Genomic DNA, 20,314 nt, shown 5'->3' on the forward strand with positions numbered 1-20,314 from the left:
TGCCCATCACCGCGATGGAATCGACGCAGCAATGCGGTCGGCCAACTGCCCGAGAGCGCGGCTCAACGATGCCGCCTGGCCCGCGGCGTTGCTGTCCGGCATCTCTACGGAAAGCGTGGCCTGCCGTGTCAGCACCACGCGATCGGGGCGCCCCGTCGATAACGTCCAGGCGGCCTGCATCCTCAATGTCTTGCTCGTATCGATTTCGAGATCGAGGACGGTCACTACGAGCGCGCGTGTCTCGGTGGGTGCGGGCGAGTCCGGCAGCACGAACGAGCCTTCGGGCAAGCGCGATAGAAGATCCTCCGCGAGCGTGCGGCGCATCATGCGCGCAAGCGGCGCGCCCCAACGCGTACCTTCATCGACCGACAACTGGTTCCCCGAGATCTGCGTGACGACTTCGGGCCGGTCGAGTTCGCCGGGAATATGCAGGGCGGTGAGCTGCACCGGCTCGATTCGGCCGGTGGCGAGCGGCGTCGCTGCTGGCGCTGCGCTCAGCGTCACGTAGCGCATGGGCGGGCCATGACTGCAGCCGGCGATCGTCATGGCGATGGCGCCCGCGTGCAACGAACCGATGACGATCGCCGCCAGCCGCATCGCGTTCGTCCGCGGCAAGCGGCGCCTCGTCCGGTTTCCGGCAGTGCGTGTCATGGTGTTTTCTCCTGCCTGCCCCGAACGAGCGCCTCGGGATGCCGATCGAGATAATCGGCCAATGCGCGAATCGAGCGTGCGGCGTCGGTGAGCTCGCGCAATGCCGCCGGCAGATCGTTCTGGCTCGTCGCATCGCCTCCGAGCGTATGGTTGGCCGCGGCGGCGGCCTGATCGGCGGAATTCGCCACATCGCGCAGCTGCGCCACCAGGGGAGCGACTTGCGGCGATACCTGCTGCAACGTGCGATCGATCTGCGTGACCGCGCGATCGATATGCTCGAGCGAGTCGCCGATGCGCGGCGATGAACTCAGGGCATCGATGTGCGCCGCGATGCTGCGCACGCGCTCGCCCGTTTCCTTGATGGGAAGGCTGTCCATTTTGTCGACGATGTCATTCGCTTTGGACGCGATCGTATCCATGTCGGCGGACGCGACACTCGGTATCACGGGTGTGCCGTTATCGAGCGCCAGTGTGGCGGCGGGCGCGTTCGCCACGAAATCGAGGCCGACCTTGCGAGGTCCGACGAGCGGTGGGTCCTGTGTGAGCCGTGCACGCAAGCCCTGGGCGATGAGTCGTCGCAGCATGCCGTCCACCGCGGGTCGCCAATCGCCGTTGGCCGGCGGCGGAGAACCGACGATGCCGAGCGCGGACGGATCGAGTGCGATCTGCACCGGTGTATCCAATGCACCGGTCGCGGCGTCGTAGCGCAAGTGCACATCGACGACCGTCCCCACCTGGAAGCCGCGCAACTCAACGGCGGCCCCGTCTTTGAGCGCACCCGCCGCACCTTCGAAGCGAACGGCGTAGGTGACGATGGGGCCGTGCCGCGGGGGCAGGGCAGGCCGACTATCGTCGCCGACGAAGTGAGTCGTTGGTTTGCCAGGCCCGGGCTCCATGACGATTTCAGGCCCGGCCAAAAGCGCCTTGAGCGAGGCGAGATCGTCGATATCGGGTTTCGCACCGCGCAGAAAAAATCGGGTGCCGCTGAGCAGATACCGCTTTTCGGCGTGATCGATCTTGAGCGTCGCTTCGACGTGCTGCCCGTCAGGTGCGAGGGTGACATCCGAGACGTTGCCGACTTTGACGCCTCGTAGCGTGACGTCCGTATCGTCCGCCTTCATTCCATAAGCATTGGCGAATGTCACCGTGACGGTCTCGCCTTCCTGAATCAGTGCACGGACGCCGAGCCAGATCGATACGCCCAGCGCGGCGATCGGCACTGCCCAGATCCAACCGGGCCAAGCGCTGCGCCGGACGTCGGCCTGTGTACGCCTCGATTTCGGCCTGTTCACGGACGCTTCCTATCGCGAACATCCCACATCATCCGCGGATCGAACGCGCGCGATGCCGCCATCGTCAACAGCACGACGAGCGCGAAGGCCGTGGCGCCTATCGCGGGACTCGACGAGGCAATGCCATCGAAGTGAATCAACGGAACGAACGCCGCGATCGTGAAGACGTCGACGTTCGACCATCGTCCCAACTCGTCGATCCAGTGATAGATGTGGGTCTTCAGACGCAGATGCTTATGCGAGCGGCGTCTCACCGAACCGATGAACCAGGCCATTCCCGCGACTTTCGCGACCGGAATGACGATGCTCGTGCAAAAGATCAAAATGCCGAACGGCCAAAGGCCGACATGAAAGAGTTGGTAGACGCCGTCGATGATTCGATGGGACATGTGCCGGCCGAATTGCGTCGAAGCTGTCATCGGATAGAGATTCGCCGGCACTGTCAGGACCAGCGCGGCCAACGATAGCGCGCTTGCCCGCACGAGCGCATCCGTTTTGCGCGTATTGAGCTTCAATCCGCATCGGGGACACCGGTGGCCGACCTGTGAAGCCGGTTGAACGAGGTCGCATGCAAGGCAGGACACCACGGGCCCATCCCCGGCCGGTTCGCGTTCCGGGGCGATGGCTCGCCAGACGGTTCTCCGATCGAGCAGCGCGCGCGTGACCATCGACAAGAGGGCGGCGGCAATGAAACAGTAGCCGCCGGCGCCGATTCTGCCGGTCAGATCCTGTGTCACGCGGGCGTATCCGACGAAGCAGCCAACGAGGTAGACGTCGGGCATGGCCCAGACGTCGAGCGCCAACGTCCAACGGAAAAGCCGGCCAATGCCCTTGAAGCGCCGTCCCGCGTACACCGCAGCGAGCACGAGCGCGAGACCGCCGAAACGCACGAACGGCAAAACGATGCCGAACATGCCGAGCAACAGGGCGAGCAACACCCAACCGTCGTCCCACATTGCCGCGATGCCGGACGCAAGAACGGAAGAGTGCTGAGTACCGAGTATTTGGACGGTCATCAGCGGCGCGAAATTGGCGGGCAGTAACAGAATAAACGTGGTCGCGGTGCAAGCCAGCGCTGCTTGCGTGCTACGTCCGCTGCGACGCTCGAGCGGATAATGGCAGACTCTGCACCGTGCGACCGAGCGCGCGTCGAGCGGCGAGAGATCCGCGAGCGTGCCGCATTCCGGGCAACCGATCGTCATGGCATTTCGCCCTCACTCTACGTCTCCGGGGTCCGGGAGAAAATAACAATGGCTCCCACGTGAGTAGCATGGTTCGTTCCCGGTGCGGATGTGAGGGCGCACGCGAGGCCCGGCGCGCCGATAGCGCGTTTTGCGCGCAACTATTGCGGCGGCGTAGCGCTCAATCGGCGATCGCCTTCGCCTCGATATCGGCCTCTTGCGTTTGCAGCAGCGGGGTGCGCGCGAATACATCGGCGACCCAGTCGGCAAAGATCCTGATCTTGCGCGGCAGATGCCGATTGCGCGGATACATGATCGAGATGGGCCGGGGCGGACAGGGGTAGTCTTTAAGAATTTCGCATAGCGCGCCGCTCTGGATATAAGGCCAAAGCGGGAAGACCGCGCCTTTGAGAATACCCAAACCATGCAGGCCGCATGTCACGTACGCATCGACTTCATTGACTGCGATCATACTGCGCATGTCGATCGTCTCGATCCTGTCTCCAACGAGGAAATCCCAGCTTCTTATGCGGCCGGTGTTGCTCGAGACATAGTTGACGGCGACATGTTCGCGTAGCGCTTCCAGCGTTTTCGGCTCGCCGAATTTCTCGAGATACGACGGCGCCGCACAGGTGATGCGCGGCAGATTGCCGAGGCGCCTCGCGACGAGTCCTGAATCCTCGAGCTCGCCGGTGCGAATCACACAGTCCACACCTTCTTCAATGACATCGACTTGCCGATCGCTGAGTCCCATTTCCACCTGGATGTCGGGATAGAGCGCAAAGAACTCGGGCAGTGCCGGAATGATCGCAGTCTTCGCGATCAACGACGGCAGATTGACCTTGATCCTGCCTTGCGGATTGAGCTTCGCGTGCGTGAGTTCGGCCTCCATTTCGTCGACTTCGGCCAGCACGCGCAGGCAACGTTCGTAATAAGCCTCGCCGTCTTCGGTGAGGCTGATGCTGCGCGTCGTGCGATTGAGAAGCCGTGCGCCGAGATGCGCTTCGAGCGCCGCGACCATTCTCGATACTTGCGGGGTGGCAAGCTGCAGCGATTCCCCTGCTTTGACGAAACTGCGCGATTCGACCACGCGCGTAAACACTTTCATTGCCGCGAAGCGATCCATGGCGGCATCCTCCGATCGTTGTTGGAACAGCGAAACCGTTGCCCGCCCGGCGGTCATTGTTCTGTCAGGCGCACCAGTGAATTCTGGAATCGACTATTTATCCGCTGATTGAGCCCTTCTAAACTGATTCTACCTGCTGCAGATCGACATTCGCAGCGACGTATCGCACAACTTTTTGGAGTTCATCATGAAAGCATTGATCAAGGCAGCCGCGGTTGCCCTCGCATTGGCCGTACCGGCCCTTTCGTTCGCGCAATCGGACAATCAACCGCTCACGCGCGCTCAAGTACGCGCCGACCTCGAACGCGCCATGAAGGCCGGCTTCAACCCGTCGGACCGTATGCATTATCCGGAGAATATTCAGGCTGCGCAGGCGCGTATCGCCGCCGAGAATGCCTCGCGGCAAGCGGCTGCCCAAGCCGATACGAGCGGCGTCGGCGGCGCAGGCAATGCCGCGGAATCGGGCCGTGCCGCGGAAGGATCCGTGAGCTCGTATTCGCCGCCGATCTACAAACGGTATTGAGCTGTCGCGTGCGGCGCCGAGCCGCTGAATTGCCCGGTGGTTTTTGCCCAGACGTTCGTCTGGGCTTTTTTCTTCATGGGCGGCGAGACATCGAGAGTTTGCTTGCCGTAGCCGCAAGCATCGCGGTGACCTCGTCGAGCGAAGGGGCGACGTAGCTGTCGATACGACGCATATAGGGACTCGTCAGCGAGGCGATGGCCTGACCCGACGGTCCGAGAATCGGAAACGTGACGTCCGTTACACCGAACGTCTGAGCGCTCTCCTTACGCAGATGCCCCTGCGCGCGGATCGCTTCGAACATCGTTGCGAGTTCGTTCGACGAGCGTGCGATCTCGCCTTTTACGCGAGTGTGCTCGGCAAGCATGCGCGCGCGTTCATCCTCGGTTTGAAAGGCAAGCATGACTTGCCCCGATGCCGTATCGACGAGACCGACGCGCGAGCCCAGGCGAATCGACAATCCCCATGTGCCCGGACCGTCCACTTGCGCGATGACGAGCAGATTGCCCCGATCGTAGACGGTCAAATGACACGACTGCTCGGCGGTATCGGCGAAGCGCTGCATTTCGGGCACGGCCTCGGTCAGGAAGCGGTGCATCGGAGGGTGGCGGTGCGCCAGCGCGAACAGCTTCAGGCTCAGCGTATAGCGGTCGCCGCCCGGCGAGCGCATGACGTATTGGCGGGCGACGAGGCGTTCGAGCATCCGGTAAATCTCGCTCGCATTGCGGCCCAGCGCTTTCATGATCTCGGCCCGCGTCAGTCCCTCTTTTTGTTCCGACAGCAGCTCGAGTATGTCCAGGCCCTTGTCGAGCGCAGGCGCACGGTAGCGCTCGGCTTCGTCGGCGGCTGAAATATCGGAGGCCTCGTCGGCCGCGGTCGCGTTTTTCTCGGACTTCAATTGATCTGCCCTCGGGCGAAGGTTAGGGAAAACACCGGTCATCGCGGTGCTTGCGGTCAATCATCCGTATATGAATAATACATTCATCAATGAACTTGGTGACGCGGACCGGTAACGGTGCGCGCGGCTGCCTCCGCAGGATAACCAAGCCGCCGACGAGCGGAGCAAAAGATGCCGGTCGATCTGCCGGCTGTTGCGTCGTACCGACGCTCAACGAGGAGGAGACGATGGCGTACGGTCCGGCGTTGGCGCGAGGCGGCGATGTGCAAGGCCATTCGCTGCACCTCGGGAGCACGGCTGCTGGCGTCGCTGCCGTGCCCGTCGTGGACGTGCGCGGTGTGGTCAAGCGCTTCGGTGCCACGACGGCGCTGGCCGGCGTGGACCTTGCCGTCATGCCGGGCGAAGTGCACGCGCTCGTTGGCCGCAACGGCGCGGGCAAATCGACGCTCGTTTCGCTGCTCGCGGGGCTGGCGCGGCCAGACGCCGGGCAGATCCGTTTCACGGGCGAGCCTGCGGCCGGCCTCGTCGGGCGCAGCCCGGGTTGCCCGAGCGTCGCTTGCGTTCACCAGCACTCGACGGCAATTCGCGAGCTGTCCATCGCTGAAAACCTGTTCCTCAATCGGCAGCCGCACGCGCGCGGCGCGATCGACTGGCGCACGATGCGGTGCGAGGCCCGAGCATTGCTCGACCGCTGGCATATCGATGTGCACGAGGACACCCGCTGCGCGGAGCTCGACGCACCGGCGCTTCAACTCGTCGAAATCGCACGGGCTTTGTCGCAGGGCGCCCGTCTGATCGTGCTCGACGAGCCGACCGCCCAGCTCGATCGGGGCGAGATCCGGCGGCTGTTCAGTCGCATCGAGGCGATGCGGCGCGAAGGTGCGACGTTTCTGTTCATCTCGCATCGATTGCAGGAGGTCTACGACATCTGCCAGATGGTGACGGTATTGCGCGATGGGCGGCGTGTGCTGACGGCGCCAGTCGAGGGACTGCCGCGCGAGACACTCATCGACGCGATGACAGGCGAGACAGGAGGCGATGGCATCGCCGACATCGGCATGCGGAAGATGCCGACTGCCGAACCGCTCGCGTTGGAAGTGGCGGGGCTGGCGGGCACGGATTTCGATGCTGTTTCGTTCGCGGTTCGACGCGGTGAGGTCGTCGGTCTGGTCGGAGCGTCGACGAGCGGGCGCGTGGAACTCGCCGAGGCGATCGCCGGCCTGCGCAAGCCGCGCTCGGGCGCGGTCCGCGTTCACGCACGAGGCGGGACGGCCGCAATCACGCTTCCCTACGGCGATGTGGAGGCCGCGCTCGATGCGGGTGTGGGCTGCGTGCCGAAGGCGCGCCACCGCGAAGGTCTCGTGCCGGGCCAATCGATCGCCGAGAACGTGACGATGACACTGGCTCGACGGCTCGGCCCCTGGGGCATCGTGCGCGATGCCGTCAAAAGCCGGCTGGGCGCCGAGGCCATGGCGTCGCTCGGCATCGTTGCGCGCGGGCCGCAGGTGCGAGTGGCGACGCTCTCCAGCGGCAACCGGCAAAAAGTCGTCATGGCGCGCGCGCTGGCGACGAATCCCGATGTGCTCGTACTCGTCGATCCGACGCTTGGCGTCGACGTGAAGTCGAAAGAGATATTGCTCGCCCAGATCGACCTCGCCCGCGACGCCGGCCGCGCGGTGATCGTCTCGAGCGGCGAGCTCGACGATCTGCGCAGCTGCGACCGCGTATTCGCGATGTTCCGTGGCCGCATCGTCAAAACGTTTCCGGCCTTCTGGGCCGACCGTGAACTGATTGCAGCAATCGAAGGAGTCGATCTTGATGAAGCCTAGTCTGTCCGGCGCCGCCGTCGAAGTTCGCGCGGCCGGGTTCCCGTTTTCGACTGGGCAGCCCCGCCCGTCGCCCGTACGCTGGGAAGTGGCGCGTCGGCGCGAAGTGGCGCGCTTCTCAGCGCTTGCGCTGCTCGTCGCGATAGGCTCGCTCCTCAATCCCGATTTCCTCACGCGCGCGAATCTCGTCAACGTGCTCGGTGCAACGTCAGCCTTGGCGCTCGTCGTGCTTGCCGAGTCGCTGATCGTGCTCGTCGGCCAGTTCGACTTGTCGCTCGAGTCGACCTTCGGACTGGCCCCGGCGGTGGGCGTCATGCTCGTCATCTCAGCCGGTTCCGGCGGCCCGGGCTGGGCGTGGCCCGCGGCGGCGCTTGCGGTGATTGTGGCCGTGGGTGCCATGATCGGCTGGATCAACGGACTGCTCGTCGTCAGACTGCGCCTGAACGCTTTCGTCGCGACGCTTGCGATGCTGATCGTATTGCGCGGCGTGCTGGCCGGTGTGACGCGAGGGGGGGCCACGTTCGCGCTGCCCCCGTCGCTTCGCACGCTCGCGGCGGCGAGTGCGCTCGGGCTGCCAATTTCGGTCTGGTTCGCCGCCGCATCGTTCGCCGCGGCTGCGTTCATACTGCGCTATCACCGGCTGGGGCGCGCCCTTTACGCGATAGGCGGCAGCCGCGAGGCGGCGCGCGCGGCGGGCATTCGCGTCGAGCGTATCGTATGGGGTGTGTTCGTGATCGGCGGGGTCCTTGCGGCCGTCGGCGGTATGGCGGCCGTGGGCTACGGCGGTGCGATCGACGCGAGCGGTGGCGGCGGCATGATCTTCACCGTCGTCGCCGCCGCGGTCATTGGCGGGATCTCGCTCGATGGTGGCAAAGGATCGATACTGGGTGCGCTCGCGGGCGCAATGCTGCTGGGCGTAGCGCAGAATCTCCTGATGCTCGCGCACGTGCCGTCGTTCTGGGTTCAAGCGATTTACGGTGCGGTGATCCTTGCAGCGCTGATGTTGACGAAACGGGCCGGCGGTGACGCATGACGACGATGACTTCTCCGACATTCGATCCGCGCCTGATTCTGCTCGCGCCGGAGGACAACTGCGTGATCGCCGCGACGACGCTCGAAGCCGGTACGGCGCTCGCCATCGACGGTGAAACCGTCGTGCTCGCGACGACGATCCCGCTCGCGCACAAGCTCGCGCGCCGTCCGCTCGCAGCTGGCGAGAAGGTCATCCGCTACGGCGCGCCGATCGGCCATGTGACGGCGAGCGTCGCACGCGGCGAGCATCTGCACATGCACAATCTCGTGAGCGACTATCTGCCCACGTACACCCACGACGAAGGCCACAGTTTCGTCTCCCACGACAAGCGTTGAGCACCTGTCCCTTTTCGACGGATACTTCGATGAACGAGCTCTCTTCCCAACCGGCCCCGCTTCGCGGTTACTTGCGCAGTGACGGCCGCAAGGGCATTCGCAACGTGATCGCAGTCGCGTATCTCGTCGAATGCGCCCATCACGTGGCACGCGAAATCGTCACGCGCTTCGGGCCACGCTACGACGAGTCCGACGCCGACGCCGTGGCGGGCGACTTCGACGTCGCCAACGCCCACGACGAACAACCCGATGTCCATCTGATCGGCTTTCCCGGCTGCTATCCGAACGCCTACGCGGAGAAAATGCTCGCGCGTATCGCCACACATCCGAACGTCGGCGCGGTGTTGTTCGTCTCGCTCGGCTGCGAAAGCATGAACAAGCACTATCTGGCCGATCTCGTGCGCGAAAGCGGACGGCCGGTCGAGGTGTTGACGATCCAGGAAACGGGCGGCACGCGCAGCACGGTGATGCGCGGCGTCGACTGGGTGAAGCGCACGCGGCAGGCTTTGCGCGCGCAGGGCACCGTGCCGATGCAGCTTTCCGAACTCGTCGTCGGCACGGTCTGCGGCGGTTCGGATGGCACGAGCGGCATGACGGCCAACCCGGCCGTGGGGCGCGCGTTCGATGCGCTCATCGAGCGCGGCGCGACCTGCGTCTTCGAAGAGACGGGCGAACTCGTCGGGTGCGAATACCATATGAAGTCGCGCGCGGCGCGGCCAGAGCTCGGCGACGCGATCGTCGAATGCGTGGCGAAAGCGGCGCGCTATTACACGATCATGGGACACGGCAGCTTCGCGGTCGGCAATGCCGACGGCGGGCTCACGACGCAGGAGGAGAAGTCGCTCGGCGCTTATGCGAAAAGCGGGGCATCGCCGATCGTCGGCATCGTCAAGCCGGGCGACGTGCCGCCGACGGGCGGCCTTTACCTGCTCGATGTCGTGCCCGACGGGGAGCCGCGCTTCGGTTTTCCGAACATCAGCGACAATGCCGAAATCGGCGAGCTGATCGCCTGCGGCTGCCACCTGATCTTGTTCACGACGGGCCGCGGTTCGGTCGTCGGCTCGGCGGTGTCGCCGGTCATCAAGGTTTGCGCCAATCCAGACACCTACCGCAAACTATCGGGCGACATGGACGTCGATGCGGGGCGCATCCTCGAGGGACGCGGCACGCTCGACGAGCTCGGGAGCGAAGTATTCGATTTGACCGTCGATGTCGCCAACGGCGCGCGGTCGAAGTCGGAGATGCTCGGCCACCAGGAATTCATTCTGACCTACAAGGCATTCGAGCCGGTTGGGCCGGCCTGTTTGCCGATCATGCCCGCGGCGCACGCTGGCGGACATCAAACGGAGCGTTTATGAATCCCACGGCAACATCACCGGAGCATCCGCTCGCGGGCAGGCTCGCCGGCAAAGTCGCGGTCGTGACCGCGGCCGCGCAGGGCATTGGCCGCGCGTGCGCGGAGCGATTCGCGCGTGAGGGCGCGCGCGTCGTCGCGACCGATATCCGGCTCGATCTGTTCGGCGACGTACCGTTCGAGGCGCGCCCGCTCGACGTGCGCGATACGGCCGCGATCGCGGCGCTCGCGAGCGAGCTCGGCGGCATCGATATCCTGCTCAATTGCGCCGGTTTCGTGCATGCGGGCAGCGTGCTCGAATGCGAAGAGCACGACTGGGATTTCTCGTTCGATCTGAACGTGAAGTCGATGTACCGGACGATCCGCGCGTTTTTACCGGGGATGCTCGAGCGCGGCGGCGGCTCGATCGTCAATATGGCGTCGGCGGCTTCGAGCGTCAAAGGCGTGCCGAACCGCTTCGTCTACGGCGCGTCGAAAGCCGCGGTGATCGGGCTCACGAAGTCGGTCGCCGCGGACTTCGTGACTCGCGGCGTGCGATGCAACGCGATCTGCCCGGGAACCGTGGCTTCGCCCTCGTTGACGGCTCGCATTGCCGAGCAGGCGGGCACGCAAGGCAAGTCGGTCGCCGAAGTCGAGGCGGCATTCGTCGCGCGTCAGCCCATGGGCCGCATCGGCAAACCCGAAGAGATCGCCGCGCTCGCCGCCTATCTCGCATCGGACGAAGCGGGGTTCACGACAGGGCAGGTGCATCTCATCGACGGCGGCTGGTCCAATTGATCCTTCCCACTTTCTCTTATCGCAATCCACTGATATGAAACTGCTTCGTTATGGGCCGAAAGGTCAGGAAAAGCCGGGCCTCGTCGATGCCGAGGGCAACATTCGAGACTTGTCGACGCACGTCGACGACCTCGCTGGCGATGCGCTCTCCGATGCGAGCCTTGCGCGGCTGCGGGCGATCGATCCGGCGACACTGCCGGTCGTGCGGGGCGAACCGCGGATCGGTGCCTGCGTCGGCCGGGTCGGGAAGATGGTATGTATCGGTTTGAACTATGCGGATCACGCGTCGGAATCGAACATGCCGATTCCGAGCGAACCTGTGGTCTTCAATAAATGGACGAGCGCGATCGTCGGCCCGAACGACGATATCGAGATCCCGCGTGGATCGAAAAAGACCGACTGGGAGGTGGAACTCGGTGTCGTCATCGGGCGGCCATGCAAGTATGTCGACGAAGCGAACGCCCTCGATTACGTGGCCGGTTTTTGCGTCATCAACGATGTGTCCGAGCGCGAGTGGCAAATCGAGCGCGGCGGGCAGTGGGACAAGGGCAAGGGCTTCGACACGTTCGGCCCCCTGGGCCCGTGGCTGGTCACGCGCGACGAAATCGCCGATCCGCAGCAGCTTCATCTTTGGCTCGAAGTCGACGGGCACCGCTATCAGAACGGCAATACGCGCACGATGATCTTTACGGTCGCGAAGCTCGTCTCGTATCTTTCGCAGTGCATGAGCCTGCAGCCTGGCGATGTGATTTCGACCGGCACGCCGCCGGGCGTCGGTCTGGGCATCAAGCCGGAGCCCGTTTACTTGAAAGCGGGCCAGACGATCCGCCTCGGCATCGAGGGGCTCGGCGAGCAGCGGCAACGCACGGTCGCCGCGGAGTGATCCGAGCCCCGCAAGCGTTGATCCAAGTCAAGCAGGACGACGCTTGCCATCGACTATCCTGATGGCAAGGGCGCGTGGCACGTCTGCGCCTTTTGTCGTAAGGTTGCCGGATGGATTCGCCGCGGCACGGTTGCCGCAAAGGGGGCGCTATGCATATCTCTTTTCCGATCGAGGCTCCCGAGTACTGCGGCCGCGACCTGGTGCTCGCGTTCCCGGCGCTCGTCGATGGCGAGCGCGTCCAATGCGCAATTACCGCTGAGGCGCTCGAAGACCACTTTGGCGCCCAGTCGCTCCGGGAAGAGGATGTCCTTGCGGCGTTCGAAAAGCATCGGCACGCCATCGAACGAGCCGCTCGCGAATTGTTGCAAGAACTCGGCAAGAAGCCGGTGCTGCTGCATAGCGGGTTTTTCCGTTTTCACGACGCTTGACTCGCACCGGGAGACAACGACGTGCGCGCGATGGTATTCGACGGCCGGTCCCCGCACTTGAGCGAGCGCGAGTTGCCGGATCCGACGCCCGGCCCCGGGCAATTGTCGATCCGCATTCGCGCATGCGGGGTGTGCCGCACCGATTTGCATGTGGTCGACGGGGAATTGGCCCATCCCAAGACGCCCGTCATACCGGGGCACGAAATCGTCGGTGTCGTCGCGGGCCTGGGTGAGGGCGTCACCGAATTCCGGCTGGGCGAGCGCGTCGGGGTGCCCTGGCTCGGCCATACGTGCGGGCAATGCAGCTACTGCCGCGGCGGCCGCGAAAACCTGTGCGATCGGCCGGCGTTCACGGGCTACACGCTCGATGGTGGGTATGCCGAGTGGGTTACCGCGGATAGCCGCTATTGTCTGCCCATACCGGCTCGTTACTCCGACGCGGAAGCGGCGCCGCTATTGTGCGCGGGCCTCATCGGATATCGCACGCTCTCGATGGCCGGCGACGCCCGGCGTATCGGCATCTACGGCTTCGGAGCGGCCGCACACATCGTGGCGCAAGTGGCCAGCCATCAGCAGCGGATCGTCTATGCGTTCACGCGGCCCGGCGACACGGCCGCGCAGCAGCTCGCTCGCCGACTCGGCGCACGTTGGGCCGGCGGCAGCGATGCCGCACCGCCCGAACCGCTCGATGCGGCACTTATTTTTGCACCGGTCGGCGCGCTCGTGCCCGCCGCACTGGCCGCCGTCGTCAAAGGTGGCATCGTGGTCTGCGGCGGCATCCACATGAGCGCGATTCCGTCCTTTCCGTACGACCTGCTCTGGGGTGAACGGCGCCTTGTATCGGTCGCAAATCTGACGCGCGAAGATGGACACGCGTTCATGCGGATCGCGGGCCAGGTGCCGCTGCGCATCGAGACGACGCTCTATCCGTTGCGCGAGGCCAACCGGGCACTGTCCGACTTGCGCGAGGGCCGCCTCACCGGCGCCGCGGTGTTGACGACCGGCGATTGACGCAACTCGAGGGCGTATATCGGCGGGCTCAAACCGCTTCGAGCGCGGTCAGATCGACGATGCGGATTTTTTTGCCGTGGGTTTCGAGCAGCCCGTCGCGCTGGAATTTGGAGAACATACGGCTGACTGTCTCGAGCTTCATGCCGAGGTAATTGCCCATTTCCTCGCGCGTCATGCGCAAGTTGAATTCGGCGGCCGAGTAGCCGCGCGCCTTCATGCGGCTCGATAGATTGAGCAGGAACGTGGCGACGCGCTGCTCGGCGCTCATCGTGCCGAGCAGCATCATGAGCGACGATTCGCGCACGATTTCGCTGCTCATCGTGCGCAGCATTTGCCGCTGCAACTGCTTCGATTCCGTGCACATCGATTCGAGTAGCGAATAAGGCATGATGCATACGCTGCTGTCTTCGAGGGCTATCGCATCGCTGCTGTGTCGTTCGGCACAGACACCGTCGAGCCCGAGCACTTCGCCCGCAAGGTGAAAACCCGTGACCTGCTCTCGGCCATCGCGGTGCATGACGACGGTCTTGAACGAACCGGCCCGCACGGCATAAATGCTCTCGAACGGATCGTGGGTACGGTACAGCGCTTCGCCGCGCTTGATGGTCCGCGTCGTGTTGACGATCGCATCGAAGCGCGCGATTTCCTGAGCGGTCAACCCATCCGGGACGCAGGCCGAGCGCAGCGAGCAGGTCGAGCAACCCTCCTTGGCAGACGACGGTAGCTTTCGACTGTAGGCATCCCAGGACGTCTCCTGCGGGGCCGGGGATGGGCCTTCTTGTCGGGGGAAATCCAGTTCGAGCAACATGGTGGCCTCCGCCAGTGACGCGCGCGGCAGCACGCACGTGATCTTTCATGGCAGTGAGTATGGCCAGCGCCCCGCGAAAAAAATATCAGCGCGATACGAAACTGGGGTAGGTATCGACGGCGCTTTGTAAGCATTTTCCTACGGTCGCGCAGGAATCGGCTCATTCGTCAGGCATGGCGGCGCCCCCGATCGCTCGTTGATCGGCATCAAGCCGCGCAGGCCTCGCGGGTCGCACACTTATTGCATCAATGATCGATGCAGTGGGCCGGTGCCCCGGAGAACCATCATGTACACACGTATTCTGGCTGCCATTGACGGCAGCCGCGCAGCGCGTCTTGCGCTCGACGAGGCCGTAAAGATCGCCAGCGCTTCGGGCGCGTCGATCGTCGCGGTCTGCGTCGTGGAGCACGCCCCGCAACTGGTGGACGTTGGTGCGGTCTATCAGGGCGGTGAGGGCGCGAGCCCCGAGGCGATCGAGGCGGCGACGGCGGCGCTCGAGGAAGCCGAAGAAGTCTTCAAGGCGGGAGGGGTCGAGGGCACGCCGCGTGTCGTCGACGCGTACGGCGAAAGCGTAGCCTCGGTCATCGCTCGCGTCGCCGCGGAATGTGGGGCGGAACTCATCGTCATTGGAACGCATGGTCGCCATGGCGTGCGCCGCGTGTTGCTGGGCAGCGTTGCCGAATCGTTGCTGCGCTCGGTGGATTTGCCGGTGTTGCTCGTGCGCCACGATGAAGTGGCCCGCGGCGCAACGGGCAAACTCTGACGGGAGTCCGCGGCTCGTCCGGGCCTCGGCGTGCCGGATCGATGCCGCCGTGTCGTCGGGCCGGCACTCAACTTTCACCGGACGCCGCATCGCTGGCCGGGACGAGGAGAACCGGACAGCACGAAATGCGCAGGAAGCGTTCCGCTACGCTGCCGAGCATGAGCCGTTGGAATCCGCGCCGCCCGTGGGTACCCATGACGATCAGATCGGCCGGCCACTCCTCGGCGACGCGCAGAATCGTATGCGCAATATCGTCGCGAAGCGGGTTGGTCTCGACCACGCGCGGCGTGCCGGTAACGTCGGCGGCTTTCATTTTCTCGATCGCTTCGTCGACCACGCGCGCTCCCTGCTCGAAAAGCGCATCGCGCACCAGGTTGGGATCGTAGCCAGGCGCCTCCGAGCCGATGACCGGCACGTCCACGACATAAAGTGCAAGCAATTCGGCGCCGGAACCGCTGGCGAACCGGAGCGCGGCCTCGAGCGCGCGCGTGGACGTGGCACTACCGTCGATAGGGGCGAGGATGTGTCGATACATTTGGGCCTTCCGCGAAGTCGATCCGTTTTCCGGGCATCATCGGCGCACGCTCATCGTTGCAGCCTGATCTGAATCAAGTGCGCGCGATCTGGCCGTCGGGGGTGGCCGGACCGGGGAGCCACGCCGCCGCGCGGACGCCGAGCGCCAGAAACGGGCCAGCTCGGGGTGGATCGCTTCGCGCCAGCGGGCTCCGGTAAAAAGACCGTAGTGATCGCAATCGGCGATCGTCAGGCGCATTCTCGAGCGCTTTGGCACGGACGTGAGAACGGTATGGGCGGCATGCGTCTGGCCCGCGCCGGTGATATCGTCGCAATCGCCCTCGACCGTACAAAGGGCGGTGCGAGCAAGCGCCGAGCCATCGATGCGGCGTCCGGCAATCTGCCAAATACCGTGCGCGAGCCGGTGCTCGCGAAAGAGGACCCGCAAGGTATCGAGGAAATAGTCCTCGGTCATGTCGAGCACGGCGGCGTACTCGTCGAGCGCGCGTCGGCTTTCCGCGGCTTTTGTCTTGTCTGCGCGCCACCGGTGCGCCCAGTACCGCGATTCGAGTGCGAGCTGGCGGTCCGGATGCACGGCCATCAGCGCCGCATGTTGAATATAGCCTGGATAGACCCGTCGGCCTGCCCCAGCGTAACCGGGCGGGACGATATCGATGAGGGTGTCTCGGAACCAGCCGATGCTGTGCGCGAGCGCGAAGCGGCCGACCGCCGTCGGATTGATGCGTGCATCGATGGGACCGCCCATCAGCGTGAGGCTGAGCGGAGCCGGCTCGCCGCACGCGGCGAGGAGGGCGGCCGCGGCAGCGGCGGGTGCGGTGGCCTGGCATACGGCCAGGACATGCAGTCCGGCGCCGCCGAGCATGCGCAAAAACCGTTCGATGGTCTGGACGTAGTCGTCGAGGCCGAACCTGCCGGCCGTTATCGGAACGTCTCGCGCGTTGGCCCAATCGGTCACATAGACGTCGGTGTCCTCCAGCAGCGTCTCGACCGTCTCGCGCATCATGACGGCGTGATGGCCGGCCAGCGGCGCGCAGACCAGAACGGGACACGGGGATGAGCGAAGGACCATGCCTTCGCGGGCGAAGTGACGCAGTGCGCAAAACGGCGTTGCCGCGACGACGGTTTCTTTCACGCTCACCTGGCGTTCGCCGATCGTCACCGAATGAATATCGAAGCCCGGCGCTTGGGCGGCGGTCTGAATGAAGCGGCCGAACCAGTCGCTGCCCGGAACGCCGATATCGCCAGGCGCTACCGGTAACCCGAAAAGGCGCCCGGCATATTCGGTCCACGCGCCAACGGAGCGCGCCAGCGCGCGCTGCGCTTCCAGCCAGTCGTAGAGCATGACCGCCTCCCGCGGCACGCCGCGCTCGCCAGCGTGCGGCCCGCGCAGCGCGACAGTGCCCGGCTATTGTGCCGACGCGGCATGCCGGCTGGCAAGCCCGTCTTTCCGCCAGAACCGGATTTGTCGCCGCCGGTTGCAGCTGTTGTACTATTGGACGTTTTTGTCCAACGTAACCAGTCACGCATGCTCGATTTCTTTCGCAACCACAAGCGCCTGATGATGTTCATGCTCGTCCTCGTCATCGTGCCGGGGCTGGGCTTCATCGGTATCCAGGGTTTCCGCGGGTTCTTCGACGAAAGCGCCAATGTGGCGAGCGTCAACGGCCACAAAATCACCCGTGCCGAATTCGACGACGCGATGCGTCGGCAGCTCGATCAGGCGCGGCAGGTGCTCGGCGCGCGCTTCGACGCGAAGATGTTCGATACGCCCGAGCGGCGCCGCGAATTGCTCGACAGCCTGATTCAGCAGCGCGTGCTGGCCGACGAGGCGCAGCGCGAGCACCTGAGCGCATCGGATGACGCGGTGCGTCGAGCGCTCTTGGCCGATCCGGTGATTGCGTCGCTGCGCAAACCCGATGGGGCGATCGACGTCGATCGCTATACCCAGTTGCTCGCGATGCAGGGCATGACACCCGATCAATACCAGGAGCGTGTCCGTTACGGCCTGGCGATGGACCAGATCCCCGATAGCATCCAGGCGAGCGCGTTCGTGCCCAAGAGCGTTGCCGAGCACCTGGCCCAGCTTGCCGAGCAACAGCGCGCGGTGCAGCCGCTGGTGCTGCACGCCAGCGATTACGCCTCGAAGGTCAAGGTGGACGATGCGCAGCTCGCCGCGTACTACGATGCGCATCGCGCCGATTTCGCGACGCCGCCGACGGCATCCATCCAATACGTCGTGTTCTCTCCGGCTACGCTCGGCGCCGGGATCAACCCGACCGAAGCCGATGCGAAGAAGTACTACGACGACAACACGGCGCGTTTTACGACACCGCGCGAAGTGCGCGTGAGCCAGATTCTGATTCCGTCGCCGAGCGGTGCGAAGCCCGACGAGGACGCGGCCGCCAAAAAAACGGCGCAGGACGCACTGGCGCAGGTGAAGGCGCATCCCGATCAGTTCGCGCAGATCGCTCAGAAAGAATCGAAGGACCCGGGCTCCGCATCGAAGGGCGGTGACCTCGGCTGGTCGACCGGTGGCGTGATCACGGGCGACAAGGCGTTCGACGCGGCCGCGCTCGCGTTGAAGAAAAAGGGCGATGTCAGCGATGTGGTGCGTTCGGCGTTCGGCTACCACGTGATCATGCTGACCGACGAAAAGCCGCCCGTCGCCAAGCCGTTCGCCAGCGTGAAGGACCAGATCGAGAAGGAACTGAAATCGCAGCAGGCCGCCAAGGCTTTCAGCGACGGCTCCGACGCATTCACGTCGACAGTCTACGAACAGGCGAAGAGCCTGCAGCCGGTTGCCGACAAGTTCAAGCTGACGCTGCAAACGGCCACGGTCACCAACAAGCCCAGCGCGTCGCTGCCGCCCGACAGCCCGCTCAACAATCCCAAGTTCCTGGCTGCTGTCTTCGCCAACGATGCGGTCAAGGACCATAACAACACGCAGGCAATCGACGTCGGCAATAACACGCTGATCTCGGCTCGCGTGACCGACTTCAAACCGGCTGCCACGCCGCCGCTGGCATCGATCAAGGATGCCGTGCGCGCCCGCTACGTGGCCGAGCAGGCTGCCGAGCTCGCCCGCAAGGACGGCGCCGCCAAGCTTGCGGACTTGCAAAAGTCGAAGTCGACCGCGGGCTTCGGCGCCGAGATGAAGCTCTCGCGCACGGATGCGCAAAGCGTCCCGCCCGCAGCGTTGAGCGCGATCTTCAAAGCCGATGCCAGCAAGCCGCCCGTCTACGCCGGCGTCGATCTTGGCGAGGCCGGTTACGCCATCTATCGTGTGAATGCCGTGCTGCCCGGTGCGCCGATCGACCCGGCCCGCCTTGCGGGAGCGCAACAGCAACTTTCGCAGATGAGCGGACAGACCGATATGCAGGCTTATATCGATGCGCTGCGCGCGCGCTCGAAGGTGAAGTTCTACGGAGCGGTGGACGGCAAGTCAGGCAGTACCGATTGAGCGATTGCCGGCAGGTCCGACTTAGCGGACTTGCCGGCGCTGAAGGAGCGGCGCGAGAACCGGCCAGACATTATCGAGCAGTACCGGCTGCGCCTGCTCGGTCGGGTGCATCTGATCGCTCTGGAACATGTCCGGCTTGTTTTCGATGCCGGCGAGCAGAAAAGGGACGAGCCGTACATCGAGTTCCTTGGCGAGCGAGCCGTAGATTCGATGGAACTGCTCAGTATAGGCGGGGCCGTAATTGGCCGGCACATACATCCCGACGAGCACCACTTTCGCCTTGATCTGCTGCGCGTCCTTGACGATCGTGCGCAGGTTGTCTTCCGTCGTCGAGAGCGGGACACCGCGCAACGCGTCGTTGGCGCCCAGCTCGACGATCACGATCGACGGCTTGAGGCGCGATATCAATTCGGGCAGGCGCGCGCGGCCGCCGCTCGTCGTGTCTCCGCTGATGCTTGCATTGGCGACGCTATAATCGATGCGCTCGTTCGCCAGGCGGCGCCTCAGCAGCGCGACCCATCCCGAATCTCTGGGCAGGCCGTACTCGGCCGAAAGACTGTCGCCGAGCACGACGATGACCGGCTTGGCCGGCGCGGCGGCGTCCGCCGTCGCGCCGGCCGAGATCGCGACCACGGCGAGCGCGATAGCCAGCAACGCTCGGCGAAGATTGCCGGCGAGCGCACCCACTTTCGAGCGACGCGCCTTCCTCATGCAGAAAAATACCGATCCCATCATCGAAGTACGCAATTTATCCAAGCGGGTCAAGAACGCAACGGGCGAGCTGACGATACTCGAGGACATCACACTCGAGGTCACGCCCGGCAGCAGCGTGGCAATCGTCGGTGCCTCCGGCTCGGGTAAGTCGACGCTGCTGGGCTTGCTCGCCGGATTGGACAATGCCACGTCGGGCTCGGTTCGATTGTTCGGCAAGGCGCTCGAAACGTTGTCGGAGGATGAACGGGCGAATCTCCGAAACGGCATGGTCGGGTTCGTCTTTCAATCGTTTCAGCTGATGCCGCATTTGACCGCTCTCGAGAACGTGCGCTTGCCGCTCGAGTTGCAAGGCGGCGTCACGTCGCACGAGGCCACGGGCCGTGCCCGCGCGCTGCTCGATCAAGTCGGCCTCGCGGCGCGCACTGGACACTATCCGAAGGTCCTGTCCGGCGGCGAGCAGCAGCGTGTCGCGCTCGCGCGTGCCTTCGTCACCCACCCGGCGATCCTGTTCGCAGACGAGCCGACAGGCAGTCTCGATGCCGCGACCGGGCACGCGGTCATCGATCTCATGTTCGAGATGAACGCGGCACACGGGGCCACGCTCGTGCTCGTCACGCACGATCTCGAACTTGCGCATCGTTGCGCGCGCATCGTGACGCTCGACGCGGGACGGGTGGCGCATCGGTAGGCGAGCGCCGCCAACAAGCCGGGCCCGCCCAG

Annotated in this window: 21 protein-coding genes; 12 read left to right on the forward strand and 9 right to left on the reverse strand. The window is 64.7% G+C overall.

Annotated elements, in window-relative coordinates:
- Positions 1 to 6: 6 nt before the first annotated feature.
- The 4 genes from ACR9ZC_RS16935 to ACR9ZC_RS16950 form a co-directional block, all read right to left on the reverse strand.
- Positions 7 to 651 (reverse strand): PqiC family protein, encoded by a 645-nt coding sequence (locus ACR9ZC_RS16935; RefSeq protein WP_481581182.1) that lies wholly within the window; start codon positions 649 to 651, stop codon positions 7 to 9.
- Positions 648 to 1,943, reverse strand: a complete 1,296-nt coding sequence (locus tag ACR9ZC_RS16940; RefSeq protein WP_481581183.1) for an MlaD family protein — start codon at positions 1,941 to 1,943, stop codon at positions 648 to 650. Before ACR9ZC_RS16940 ends, ACR9ZC_RS16935 begins: the two co-directional genes overlap by 4 nt.
- A complete protein-coding gene (locus tag ACR9ZC_RS16945) occupies positions 1,940 to 3,145 on the reverse strand; it encodes a paraquat-inducible protein A (protein WP_481581184.1) in 1,206 nt (401 codons plus the stop codon). Before ACR9ZC_RS16945 ends, ACR9ZC_RS16940 begins: the two co-directional genes overlap by 4 nt.
- A 160-nt stretch (positions 3,146 to 3,305) precedes the next feature.
- Positions 3,306 to 4,250 carry a LysR family transcriptional regulator gene (locus ACR9ZC_RS16950; RefSeq protein WP_331572318.1) on the reverse strand — a complete coding sequence of 315 codons (945 nt, stop codon included), beginning with the start codon at positions 4,248 to 4,250 and terminating at the stop codon, positions 3,306 to 3,308.
- Positions 4,251 to 4,437: 187 nt separating this feature from the next.
- Here ACR9ZC_RS16950 and ACR9ZC_RS16955 point away from each other — a divergent pair, with 187 nt between their 5' ends.
- Positions 4,438 to 4,773: a DUF4148 domain-containing protein gene (locus ACR9ZC_RS16955; RefSeq protein WP_481581185.1), complete on the forward strand. Its 336-nt coding sequence runs from the start codon at positions 4,438 to 4,440 to the stop codon at positions 4,771 to 4,773.
- Between the two features lie 73 nt (positions 4,774 to 4,846).
- Here the strand turns inward: ACR9ZC_RS16955 and ACR9ZC_RS16960 are convergent, their stop codons facing one another.
- Complete coding sequence (locus ACR9ZC_RS16960) at positions 4,847 to 5,710, reverse strand: IclR family transcriptional regulator (RefSeq protein WP_481582695.1); 864 nt, start codon at positions 5,708 to 5,710, stop codon at positions 4,847 to 4,849.
- 185 nt (positions 5,711 to 5,895) lie between these two features.
- Between ACR9ZC_RS16960 and ACR9ZC_RS16965 the strand changes: the two genes are divergently transcribed.
- From ACR9ZC_RS16965 to ACR9ZC_RS17000, 8 genes are all read left to right on the forward strand, one after another.
- Positions 5,896 to 7,497, forward strand: a complete 1,602-nt coding sequence (locus ACR9ZC_RS16965; RefSeq protein WP_481581186.1) for a sugar ABC transporter ATP-binding protein — start codon at positions 5,896 to 5,898, stop codon at positions 7,495 to 7,497.
- Positions 7,487 to 8,527: an ABC transporter permease gene (locus tag ACR9ZC_RS16970; RefSeq protein WP_481581187.1), complete on the forward strand. Its 1,041-nt coding sequence runs from the start codon at positions 7,487 to 7,489 to the stop codon at positions 8,525 to 8,527. The genes ACR9ZC_RS16965 and ACR9ZC_RS16970 overlap by 11 nt, the downstream gene beginning before the upstream one ends.
- A gap of 5 nt (positions 8,528 to 8,532) precedes the next feature.
- On the forward strand, positions 8,533 to 8,862 hold the full coding sequence (locus ACR9ZC_RS16975; RefSeq protein ID WP_481582696.1) for a UxaA family hydrolase: 330 nt from the start codon (positions 8,533 to 8,535) through the stop codon (positions 8,860 to 8,862).
- Positions 8,863 to 8,891: 29 nt separating this feature from the next.
- On the forward strand, positions 8,892 to 10,220 hold the full coding sequence (locus tag ACR9ZC_RS16980) for a UxaA family hydrolase (protein ID WP_481581188.1): 1,329 nt from the start codon (positions 8,892 to 8,894) through the stop codon (positions 10,218 to 10,220).
- The gene (locus ACR9ZC_RS16985; RefSeq protein WP_331572589.1) at positions 10,217 to 10,993 is read left to right on the forward strand and encodes an SDR family oxidoreductase; all 777 of its coding nucleotides are present in this window, start codon (positions 10,217 to 10,219) and stop codon (positions 10,991 to 10,993) included. Before ACR9ZC_RS16980 ends, ACR9ZC_RS16985 begins: the two co-directional genes overlap by 4 nt.
- 34 nt (positions 10,994 to 11,027) lie before the next feature.
- A complete protein-coding gene (locus ACR9ZC_RS16990; RefSeq protein ID WP_481581189.1) occupies positions 11,028 to 11,876 on the forward strand; it encodes an ureidoglycolate lyase in 849 nt (282 codons plus the stop codon).
- 149 nt (positions 11,877 to 12,025) lie between these two features.
- Positions 12,026 to 12,304 carry a DUF1488 family protein gene (locus tag ACR9ZC_RS16995; protein ID WP_331572585.1) on the forward strand — a complete coding sequence of 93 codons (279 nt, stop codon included), beginning with the start codon at positions 12,026 to 12,028 and terminating at the stop codon, positions 12,302 to 12,304.
- A 21-nt stretch (positions 12,305 to 12,325) separates the two neighbouring features.
- On the forward strand, positions 12,326 to 13,315 hold the full coding sequence (locus ACR9ZC_RS17000; RefSeq protein ID WP_481581190.1) for a zinc-dependent alcohol dehydrogenase family protein: 990 nt from the start codon (positions 12,326 to 12,328) through the stop codon (positions 13,313 to 13,315).
- Positions 13,316 to 13,343: 28 nt separating this feature from the next.
- Here ACR9ZC_RS17000 and fnr read toward each other — a convergent pair whose 3' ends face one another.
- Complete coding sequence (gene fnr / locus ACR9ZC_RS17005; protein WP_481581191.1) at positions 13,344 to 14,123, reverse strand: fumarate/nitrate reduction transcriptional regulator Fnr; 780 nt, start codon at positions 14,121 to 14,123, stop codon at positions 13,344 to 13,346.
- A gap of 286 nt (positions 14,124 to 14,409) precedes the next feature.
- Here fnr and ACR9ZC_RS17010 point away from each other — a divergent pair, with 286 nt between their 5' ends.
- Complete coding sequence (locus ACR9ZC_RS17010) at positions 14,410 to 14,886, forward strand: universal stress protein (RefSeq protein WP_481581192.1); 477 nt, start codon at positions 14,410 to 14,412, stop codon at positions 14,884 to 14,886.
- A 67-nt stretch (positions 14,887 to 14,953) separates the two neighbouring features.
- Here the strand turns inward: ACR9ZC_RS17010 and ACR9ZC_RS17015 are convergent, their stop codons facing one another.
- Together ACR9ZC_RS17015 and phaZ are read right to left on the reverse strand one after the other, a co-directional pair.
- Positions 14,954 to 15,421 (reverse strand): universal stress protein, encoded by a 468-nt coding sequence (locus ACR9ZC_RS17015; protein WP_481581193.1) that lies wholly within the window; start codon positions 15,419 to 15,421, stop codon positions 14,954 to 14,956.
- Positions 15,422 to 15,457: 36 nt separating this feature from the next.
- Positions 15,458 to 16,762 (reverse strand): polyhydroxyalkanoate depolymerase, encoded by a 1,305-nt coding sequence (phaZ, locus tag ACR9ZC_RS17020; protein WP_481581194.1) that lies wholly within the window; start codon positions 16,760 to 16,762, stop codon positions 15,458 to 15,460.
- 183 nt (positions 16,763 to 16,945) lie between these two features.
- Here phaZ and ACR9ZC_RS17025 point away from each other — a divergent pair, with 183 nt between their 5' ends.
- Positions 16,946 to 18,880 carry a SurA N-terminal domain-containing protein gene (locus ACR9ZC_RS17025; RefSeq protein WP_481581195.1) on the forward strand — a complete coding sequence of 645 codons (1,935 nt, stop codon included), beginning with the start codon at positions 16,946 to 16,948 and terminating at the stop codon, positions 18,878 to 18,880.
- Between the two features lie 21 nt (positions 18,881 to 18,901).
- On the opposite strand, the gene ACR9ZC_RS17030 is transcribed toward ACR9ZC_RS17025, so the two are convergent.
- Positions 18,902 to 19,591, reverse strand: a complete 690-nt coding sequence (locus tag ACR9ZC_RS17030; protein ID WP_481581196.1) for an arylesterase — start codon at positions 19,589 to 19,591, stop codon at positions 18,902 to 18,904.
- On the opposite strand from ACR9ZC_RS17030, the gene ACR9ZC_RS17035 reads away from it, so the two are divergent.
- On the forward strand, positions 19,590 to 20,282 hold the full coding sequence (locus ACR9ZC_RS17035) for an ABC transporter ATP-binding protein (protein ID WP_481581197.1): 693 nt from the start codon (positions 19,590 to 19,592) through the stop codon (positions 20,280 to 20,282). The genes ACR9ZC_RS17030 and ACR9ZC_RS17035 overlap by 2 nt on opposite strands.
- Positions 20,283 to 20,314 lie beyond the last annotated feature (32 nt).

The organism is Trinickia sp. HAY1-2D, from assembly GCF_056754935.1.

Coding starts and splice junctions, on each gene's coding strand:
- ACR9ZC_RS17030 (WP_481581196.1), bottom strand. CDS start 19,591: ATGAGGAAGGCGCGTCGCTCGAAAGTGGGTGCGCTCGCCGGCAATCTT.
- ACR9ZC_RS16965 (WP_481581186.1), top strand. CDS start 5,896: ATGGCGTACGGTCCGGCGTTGGCGCGAGGCGGCGATGTGCAAGGCCAT.
- ACR9ZC_RS16935 (WP_481581182.1), bottom strand. CDS start 651: ATGACACGCACTGCCGGAAACCGGACGAGGCGCCGCTTGCCGCGGACG.
- ACR9ZC_RS16955 (WP_481581185.1), top strand. CDS start 4,438: ATGAAAGCATTGATCAAGGCAGCCGCGGTTGCCCTCGCATTGGCCGTA.
- ACR9ZC_RS17035 (WP_481581197.1), top strand. CDS start 19,590: ATGCAGAAAAATACCGATCCCATCATCGAAGTACGCAATTTATCCAAG.
- ACR9ZC_RS16985 (WP_331572589.1), top strand. CDS start 10,217: ATGAATCCCACGGCAACATCACCGGAGCATCCGCTCGCGGGCAGGCTC.
- ACR9ZC_RS16990 (WP_481581189.1), top strand. CDS start 11,028: ATGAAACTGCTTCGTTATGGGCCGAAAGGTCAGGAAAAGCCGGGCCTC.
- phaZ (WP_481581194.1), bottom strand. CDS start 16,762: ATGCTCTACGACTGGCTGGAAGCGCAGCGCGCGCTGGCGCGCTCCGTT.
- fnr (WP_481581191.1), bottom strand. CDS start 14,123: ATGTTGCTCGAACTGGATTTCCCCCGACAAGAAGGCCCATCCCCGGCC.
- ACR9ZC_RS17015 (WP_481581193.1), bottom strand. CDS start 15,421: ATGTATCGACACATCCTCGCCCCTATCGACGGTAGTGCCACGTCCACG.
- ACR9ZC_RS16980 (WP_481581188.1), top strand. CDS start 8,892: ATGAACGAGCTCTCTTCCCAACCGGCCCCGCTTCGCGGTTACTTGCGC.
- ACR9ZC_RS16995 (WP_331572585.1), top strand. CDS start 12,026: ATGCATATCTCTTTTCCGATCGAGGCTCCCGAGTACTGCGGCCGCGAC.
- ACR9ZC_RS16960 (WP_481582695.1), bottom strand. CDS start 5,710: ATGACCGGTGTTTTCCCTAACCTTCGCCCGAGGGCAGATCAATTGAAG.
- ACR9ZC_RS16975 (WP_481582696.1), top strand. CDS start 8,533: ATGACTTCTCCGACATTCGATCCGCGCCTGATTCTGCTCGCGCCGGAG.
- ACR9ZC_RS16945 (WP_481581184.1), bottom strand. CDS start 3,145: ATGACGATCGGTTGCCCGGAATGCGGCACGCTCGCGGATCTCTCGCCG.
- ACR9ZC_RS17010 (WP_481581192.1), top strand. CDS start 14,410: ATGTACACACGTATTCTGGCTGCCATTGACGGCAGCCGCGCAGCGCGT.
- ACR9ZC_RS16950 (WP_331572318.1), bottom strand. CDS start 4,250: ATGGATCGCTTCGCGGCAATGAAAGTGTTTACGCGCGTGGTCGAATCG.
- ACR9ZC_RS17025 (WP_481581195.1), top strand. CDS start 16,946: ATGCTCGATTTCTTTCGCAACCACAAGCGCCTGATGATGTTCATGCTC.
- ACR9ZC_RS16970 (WP_481581187.1), top strand. CDS start 7,487: ATGAAGCCTAGTCTGTCCGGCGCCGCCGTCGAAGTTCGCGCGGCCGGG.